Annotated in this window: 5 protein-coding genes; 3 read left to right on the top strand and 2 right to left on the bottom strand. The window is 76.7% G+C overall.

Features of this window, described 5'->3' with window-relative positions; genetic code table 11:
* Nucleotides 1-74: 74 nt before the first annotated feature.
* Together lhgO and ACFV2S_RS37270 are read right to left on the bottom strand one after the other, a co-directional pair.
* Nucleotides 75-1,259: an L-2-hydroxyglutarate oxidase gene (lhgO, locus tag ACFV2S_RS37275; protein ID WP_385570611.1), complete on the bottom strand. Its 1,185-nt coding sequence runs from the start codon at nucleotides 1,257-1,259 to the stop codon at nucleotides 75-77.
* Nucleotides 1,260-1,359: 100 nt separating this feature from the next.
* A complete protein-coding gene (locus ACFV2S_RS37270; protein ID WP_383798750.1) occupies nucleotides 1,360-2,802 on the bottom strand; it encodes an MFS transporter in 1,443 nt (480 codons plus the stop codon).
* Between the two features lie 562 nt (nucleotides 2,803-3,364).
* Between ACFV2S_RS37270 and ACFV2S_RS37265 the strand changes: the two genes are divergently transcribed.
* From ACFV2S_RS37265 to ACFV2S_RS37255, 3 genes are all read left to right on the top strand, one after another.
* Nucleotides 3,365-5,596 carry an asparagine synthase-related protein gene (locus ACFV2S_RS37265; RefSeq protein ID WP_385570619.1) on the top strand — a complete coding sequence of 744 codons (2,232 nt, stop codon included), beginning with the start codon at nucleotides 3,365-3,367 and terminating at the stop codon, nucleotides 5,594-5,596.
* A gap of 27 nt (nucleotides 5,597-5,623) precedes the next feature.
* On the top strand, nucleotides 5,624-5,866 hold the full coding sequence (locus ACFV2S_RS37260; protein WP_385570605.1) for a hypothetical protein: 243 nt from the start codon (nucleotides 5,624-5,626) through the stop codon (nucleotides 5,864-5,866).
* A gap of 58 nt (nucleotides 5,867-5,924) precedes the next feature.
* The coding region (locus tag ACFV2S_RS37255; protein ID WP_385570601.1) for a BTAD domain-containing putative transcriptional regulator at nucleotides 5,925-6,766 on the top strand (842 nt) is incomplete at its 3' end.

The raw sequence follows: 6,766 nt of genomic DNA, 5'->3' as shown, positions 1-6,766 counted from the left end.
GCAGGGCGCCGTCCGTTGTGCCCACCCGTTCCGCCCCGGCGGAACGCATGCCCACAACGGACGGCGTGCGCCCGCTACAGGTGGGCCAAGGCTCGGGTCGCGACCTCGCGGCCGATCGGGAGCGACGCCGTCGCCGCGGGCGAGGGCGCGTTCAGCACGTGGACCGTCCGCGCCGCCTCGCGGAACAGGAAGTCGTCGACCAGCGTCCCGTCCCGCAGCACCGCCTGCGCCCGCACTCCCGGCGCCGCCCGCCGCAGGTCGGACTCCTCGACGACCGGCAGCAGCCGCCGCACCGCGTCCGTGAAGGCCCGCTTCGACAGCGACCGGTGCAGTTCGCCCGCGCCGTACCGCCAGTGCTCGCGGGCGATGGCCCACGAGCCGGGCCAGGCCAGGGTGGCGCCCAGTTCGCGCGGGCGGACGACGGACCAGCCGTACCCCTCCTTCGCGAGCGCCGGGACCGCGTTCGGCCCGATGTGCACGCCGCCGTCGATGCCGCGGGTCAGGTGCACCCCGAGGAAGGGGAAGGCCGGGTCCGGGACCGGATAGACCAGGCCCCGCACGAGCGAGGGGTCCGCGAGCTCGTAGTACTCCCCGCGGAAGGGGACGATCCGCATGCCCGGGTCGTCGCCCGCGAGCCGCGCGATCCGGTCGCAGTGCAGCCCCGCGCAGTTCACCAGGACCTTCGCCCGGACCACGCGCCCGTCCGCCGTGCGCACGGCGACGCCCCAGGCCCGCCGGTCGATGGCGGTGACCTCCGCGCCGTACAGGATCCGGGCCTCGGAGGCCTCGGCGAGCCGCTCCGAGACCGCCCCGTAGTCGCAGATCCCGGTCGTGCCGACGTGGATCGCGGCCAGCCCGCGCACCCGCGGCTCGTACTCGCTGATCTGCGCCGGGCCGAGCTCGCGCACCGGGATGCCGTTCTCCCTGCCGCGCTGCACGAGCGCGTGCAGCCGGGGCAGCTCCTCGCGGTCGGTGGCGACGATGATCTTCCCCGTCACCTCGTGCGGAATGCCCCACTCCGCGCAGAACTTGACCATCTCGGCCGCGCCCTCGACCGCGTACCGCGCCTTGAGCGAGCCGGGACGGTAGTAGATCCCGCTGTGGATCACGCCGCTGTTGCGCCCCGTCTGGTGGCGCGCCAGGGCGTGCTCCTTCTCCAGGACCGTGACCCGGGTGCCGGGGGCGGCGCGCGTCAGGGCATACGCCGTCGACAGACCGACGATCCCTCCGCCGATCACCAGCACGTCACAGTCAAACACCAGCGCCACCTCCCACCCCCGATAGTGCACTGGCCCACTGACAATGCCGCTAAACGCCCACGCCGTGGGACGCGTGTCACTTCTGCGTGCCCGTCGCGTCTCACGCCGGAGTGACGAGCAGCGGCCGGGCCCGCTCGCGCAGCTCCATGACGCGCGGCTCGTCCCCGTACGGTTCCAGCCGGTGCAGCAGGTCGCGGACGTACTCGGTGGTCCGCGCCGAGGAGATCCGGCCCGCCACCTCCACCGCGCGCGTGCCGGCCGCGCAGGCCGCGTCCAGGTTGCCCGACTCCAGCTCGGCCACGGCCGACACGACGAGCCGCAGCCCGTGCGAGCGGACGAACTCCTCCGTCGGCCGGGACAGCGCCTGCTCGGTGAAGCGCCGCACCTCGCGCGGCATCCGCAGGTCCCGGTAGCACTCGGCGGCGTCGGCGCAGAACCGGTCGTACGAGTAGAAGCCGAGCCAGGTCGGGTCCGAGTCGCCCTCCCGGGAGCGCTCCAGCCAGCCCTCGGCGGACTTGAGCGCGGCCGCGGCGGCGGCCCCGTCACCGGCCTTGGCGTGCGCGCGGGCCTCGACGAGCCGGAAGAAGGACATGGTGCGGGCGGTGGCGAGCCCCCGGTTGCGTTCGAGGGCGGCCTGCGCGAGGTCGACGCCCTCGTCGGCGAAGCCCCGGTAGGTGGCCTGGAGGGACATCGACGCGAGCACGTACCCGCCGAGGGGCACGTCGGCGGCCGCGCGGGCGAGCCGCAGGGCCTGGATGTAGTAGCGCTGGGCCGCCTCCTGCTGCCCGGTGTCGAAGGCCATCCAGCCGGCGAGCCGGGTGAGCTCGGCGGTCGCGCCGAACAGGTTCCGGCCGACCTCGTCCGAGTACGAGCCGAGCAGCAGCGGCGCCGCGTCCACCCGTAAGCACTCGGGCACCATCGACGACCGCCAGTCCCCGCCGCCGTACTTGGAGTCCCAGCGGCGCGCGTCCTCGGCGGCCTCGCGGAGCTTGGCGACGTCGCTGTGGCCCACGCGGGCGTGCTCCGCGGCCGCCACGGCGGTCCCGGTGCCCGCGCCGGGGCGCGGGGCCTCCCGCTCCACCGAGGGGTCGGCCGGGGTTATCAGCCAGCGGGACGCGGGCGTCGCGTAGGCGCTGACCGCGAAGGACCCGGCGAGCGACTGCCAGATGCCGCCGCCGGCCCGCCGCCCGGCGAGATCCAGTCGGTACAGGTCGGTGGCCGAGCGGACCGCCTCGCCCACGTCGCGCGGGAAGGCGAGCCCCACCTCGGGCGCCGGATCGGCGTCGGCGAGCCCGATCTCGTGCAGCGGCACGGGCCGGCCCAGCTTCTGCCCGATCGCGGCCGCGATCAGATGCGGGGCGGCACCCTGCGGCACCATGCCCTTGGACACCCACCGGGCGACCGAGGTCTTGTCGTACCGAAGCGTCAGGCCCCGTTGCGCACCGAGGTCGTTGACGCGCCGGGCGAGCCCGGCGTTGCTGATTCCCGCGAGGGCGAGAACCGTGCCGAGCTTTTCGTTCGGCCCGCGTTGCTCCCTGGACATCACGCCACCCCTCGACAACACAGACGGCCGCCACGACGCCGGGCATAGGCGTGCGGCATTCGTAAACACAGCGTAGTTCGCCGCATCCCTACCGTTAAGGGGCGGTGTTCCGTATGGCGAGATTGTTGTGTGAACGTGCGACGAGCCGGGCCGGCGGGGCGGCTCGTGCTCCCGCCGTGTGGCCGTGCGCCCGGCCGTGCGCTCTCGTCCGGCCGGCGGGGGAGCGCTTCCATGAATCTCGCGTGGGTCGGCCCGCTCGGCCGGGAACGGTGTCCCGGACCAGTGGGCTGGGGGATACCGCCGCCCCATTCCCCGCGGGCGGCGGACGGCGCCGGGAGGCGGGAGCGCCTCCCGGGCTGCCGCTGTCCGGTGTTCGCCACGGACGGCGGTCGAAACCTCCGGCGGGGATCGATATTTGGCCGAATGACGCCGGTGCGCCGTTGATCGTCAACTGGCCCATGCCAGGGGCGCATTCGCCTTTCGCGCGCGTGCGCCCGGACCCCGCCCCGTGCGCCGTTGTCGTGGCAGCATGTCCTCCACCGAAACGGATGTGGAGGCGCCGATGCGATGGCTGGTGGGCTGGAGCAGTGTCGCCGCGAGCTTCGCAACGACCACGGGGGGCCGGGCGGGCTCCGTCGACGCCCGGTACGGCCACGACTCCCCGTACGGCCACGACTCCTCGTACGACGCCGGCTCCCCCTACGACGCGGGCTCCCCGGACGGCCACGGCTTCGGCTCGGGTCCCGGCCGCGCGACCGAGGGGCGCACGGTGCAGCCGGTGGGCGCACAACTCCTGTGGGGCGACCCCGATCCGCTGTGGGCGGTCGGCGACTGGCGCCCCGACGAGGTGCGCGTGGTGTCCGTCGACGACCGGACCCGCCTCGCCGTCCTCGGCTGCTGCGCCGCGACCGACGAGGAGCTGCGGATCGGCCTGCTCACCGCGCGCGGGGGCGCGCTGCGGCACCTGACCGCCTGGCCCGGGAGCTACACCGCCGTCGTGAGGACCGGGCGCCGCGTCACCGTCACGGGTGATCTCGCGGGCGCCCGGCCGGTGTTCCACACGCCGTGGGCGGGCGGCACCGCGTACGCCACGGCGGCCCTGCCGCTCGCCGACCTCGTCGAGGCCCAGCTCGACATCGGCCACCTCGCCGCCCTGCTCGCCTGCCCCGAGACCCCGGAGGCGCTGCGGGACTCCACCCCGTACGAGGGGGTGCGCCGGGTGCCGCCCGGACACGCGCTGATCCTGCGGGAGGGCTCGCGCGAGATCACCGGCTACGAGCAGGTGGCCTCGCTCGCCGTCGCCGCGCCCGAGGCGGACCCCCGGCAGGCCGTCGAAGGGGTGCGGGACGCCCTGGTCGAGGCCGTACGCGCCCGGCTCACCGCGCCCCGGCACGCGCCCGAGATGCCGCTCCCCGACCCGGGCCCGGTGCCCGGCATGGGGCCGGCCGACCGGCGCGCGGCCCGGGGTGCGGGCCCGGCCCCCGGCATCGGCGCCGACCTGTCCGGCGGCAGCGCCTCCGGCACGCTGGCCCTGCTCGCGGCGGGGCTCCCGGGGGTGCCGGGCACGATCACCGGGCACGGCACGGGCGCGGGGGAGCGGCTGCTCGCCGTCACCTTCAACGACCTCGCGACGCGGGCCGGTTCGCGCCGTACGGCGGAGCTGGAGCGGGCCCGGGCGATCGCCGCCGACCCGCGGCTGCACCACGTGGTCGTCGCGGGCGGCGCGGAGGCGCTCCCGTACGCGGCGCTGGACGGGCCGCTGACCGACGAGCCGGGGCCCGCGCTGGTCACGGCCGAGCGGCACCGGCGCCGGCTCGTCGGCGGCAGCGCCGACCACTTCACCGGCATGGGGGCGAAGCAGGTCCTCGACGCGCATCCGGCGCGCCTCGCCGACCTCCTGATGGACCGCAGGCGCCGCTCGCTGGTGCGTCCCGTGACGGCGCTCGCCAAGGCCTCGGGGCCTTCGGCGGGGTCGCTCCTGGTGCCGCTGACGGTCTACCGGGCGGCGCGGAAGCTGGCCCGTACCCCGTACCGGACGGGTCTGGAGGCGGCGGCGCGGCGGGTCCTGGAGGCGAACCGCTCGGCTCCGGACGGCTTCGGCCCCCTGGAGGCCTCCCTCTCCGCGCTCGCGTGGTCCCGGCCGGGGCCCGCGGCGCGGTGGCTGACGGGGGAGGCGCTGGCTGAAGTATCGGTTCGCCTGAACCGGGCGGCGACGCTCCCGGCCTCCGTCCAGCGCCCCGGCGAGGCACGCGCGCGTGCGGCCCTCGCCCGTGCGGCGGCCGACCACCGGGTCCTGGAGCAGGCCGCGGAGATCCGTGGCCAGCGCCTCCACGCCCCCTTCCTGGACAACCAGGTCGTACGGGCCTGCCGCGAGCTCCCCGAATCGCTCCGGGTCCAGCCGGACGCCCGGGCCGGGGTCCTGCGCACGGTCCTCTCCGGCGCGGGCGTCCGCGAGCTCCCCGCCGGCTGGGGCGCCCCCCACCCGGCCGTCCCGGCCGCCGCCACGCGCGCGGGCCTGCGCGCGGCGCTCCCGCAGCTCCTCGCCCTGTTCGACGCGCCGCTCCTCGCGGACGCGGGCCTGATCGAGGCGCGCGTGGTCCGCGAGGCCCTCCGCGCGGCGACCGACGGCGCCCCCGTCCCCCTCGACGGCCTCGCCGACCTGGTCTCCACCGAACTCTGGCTCCGCCGCCTCCTCGCCCGCCGCGGCTCCTGCTGGACGAACACGACGGAACCCCGGGCCCACCGAGCGGTCCAGGGCCCGTTGGTCCCGGCGTCCCGCTCCTTGCCCGCGTAGGGCTCCGCCGGCCGGGGCAGCGCGGGCATGGTGACGGGGGAGCAGGTCTTCGAGCCGTACAGCGCCCCTCGCGACCGCGTCCAGAAGATCCGCGCCTCCGCCCGCGCCGGCATTCCCGTCCACCCGATGATCGACCGCGAGGCCGGTGGGGCCGTCGTCTGTTCCGGTCCCTCCGGGGACGGCTACGGCCACACGTCCGTCCACAAGCTGGGGACAGCCGTCCCGCTCCCCCCACCCCCCGGCTTCGCGCGCGACACCGGCGCCTTCTGAGGGACGCACCGGGGTAAACCCCGAGGCGCACGCACCGGCCTGCCGACACAATGGGGCGGTGCGGTATCTCATCCTCGGCACCACCGAGGCCCTTCGGCCCGACGGCAGCGCGCTCCCGCTCGGCGGCGCCCGGCTGCGTGCGCTGCTCGCCGCCCTCGCGCTGCGCGGCGGACGGGCCGTCTCCGTCGGTGAGCTCGCCGACGACGTGTACGGGGACGACCCGCCGCAGGACGCACCCGCCGCGCTCCAGGCCCTGGTCGGACGCCTCCGCAGGATCCTCGGCAGGGAGGCCGTCGCCTCCACCCCCGGCCCCGGCTACCGCCTCGCCGCCGGCCCCGACGACATCGACCTGTACGTCTTCCAGCGCCGGGTCAGGGACGGCGCCGCCCGCCTCGACGCCGGCGACCCCGACACCGCCGCCGCCCTCCTCCGCGAGGCCCTCGGCCTCTTCCGCGGCCCTGCCCTCGCCGACCTGCCCGAACCGGCGGGCGTCCGGCCCGAGGCGCAGCGCGTCGCCGCGCTCCGGCAGCGCGTCGAGGCCGATCTGCGCCGGGGCGTCACCGACGGACTCGTACCGGAGCTGACCGAGCTCACCACCACGTACCCGTACGACGAGACCTTCCGCGCCCACCTCATCCGCGCCCTGCGGGCCGAGGGCCGGCACGCCGACGCCCTCACCGCGTACGAATCGGCCCGCCGCACCCTCGCGGACGGCCTCGGCGCCGACCCCGGCCCCGAGCTCACCGCCCTCCACCACGCACTCCTCACCGGGGCCGAGGCCCCGGCCCCCCCCCCCCCCCCCGGCCCCCCCCCCCCCCCCCGCGGGCCCCCCCCCCGCCCCCGCCCACAACCCCCCCCCCCCCCCCCCCTGCGCGGGCGGGGGGCCGAGCGCCCCGCGCA

It is taken from the genome of Streptomyces sp. NPDC059695, assembly GCF_042733785.1.
Lineage (GTDB): Bacteria > Actinomycetota > Actinomycetes > Streptomycetales > Streptomycetaceae > Streptomyces.
Note: the sequence above shows the minus strand (reverse complement) of the source record. Positions and strands in the feature narration are given on the sequence as shown.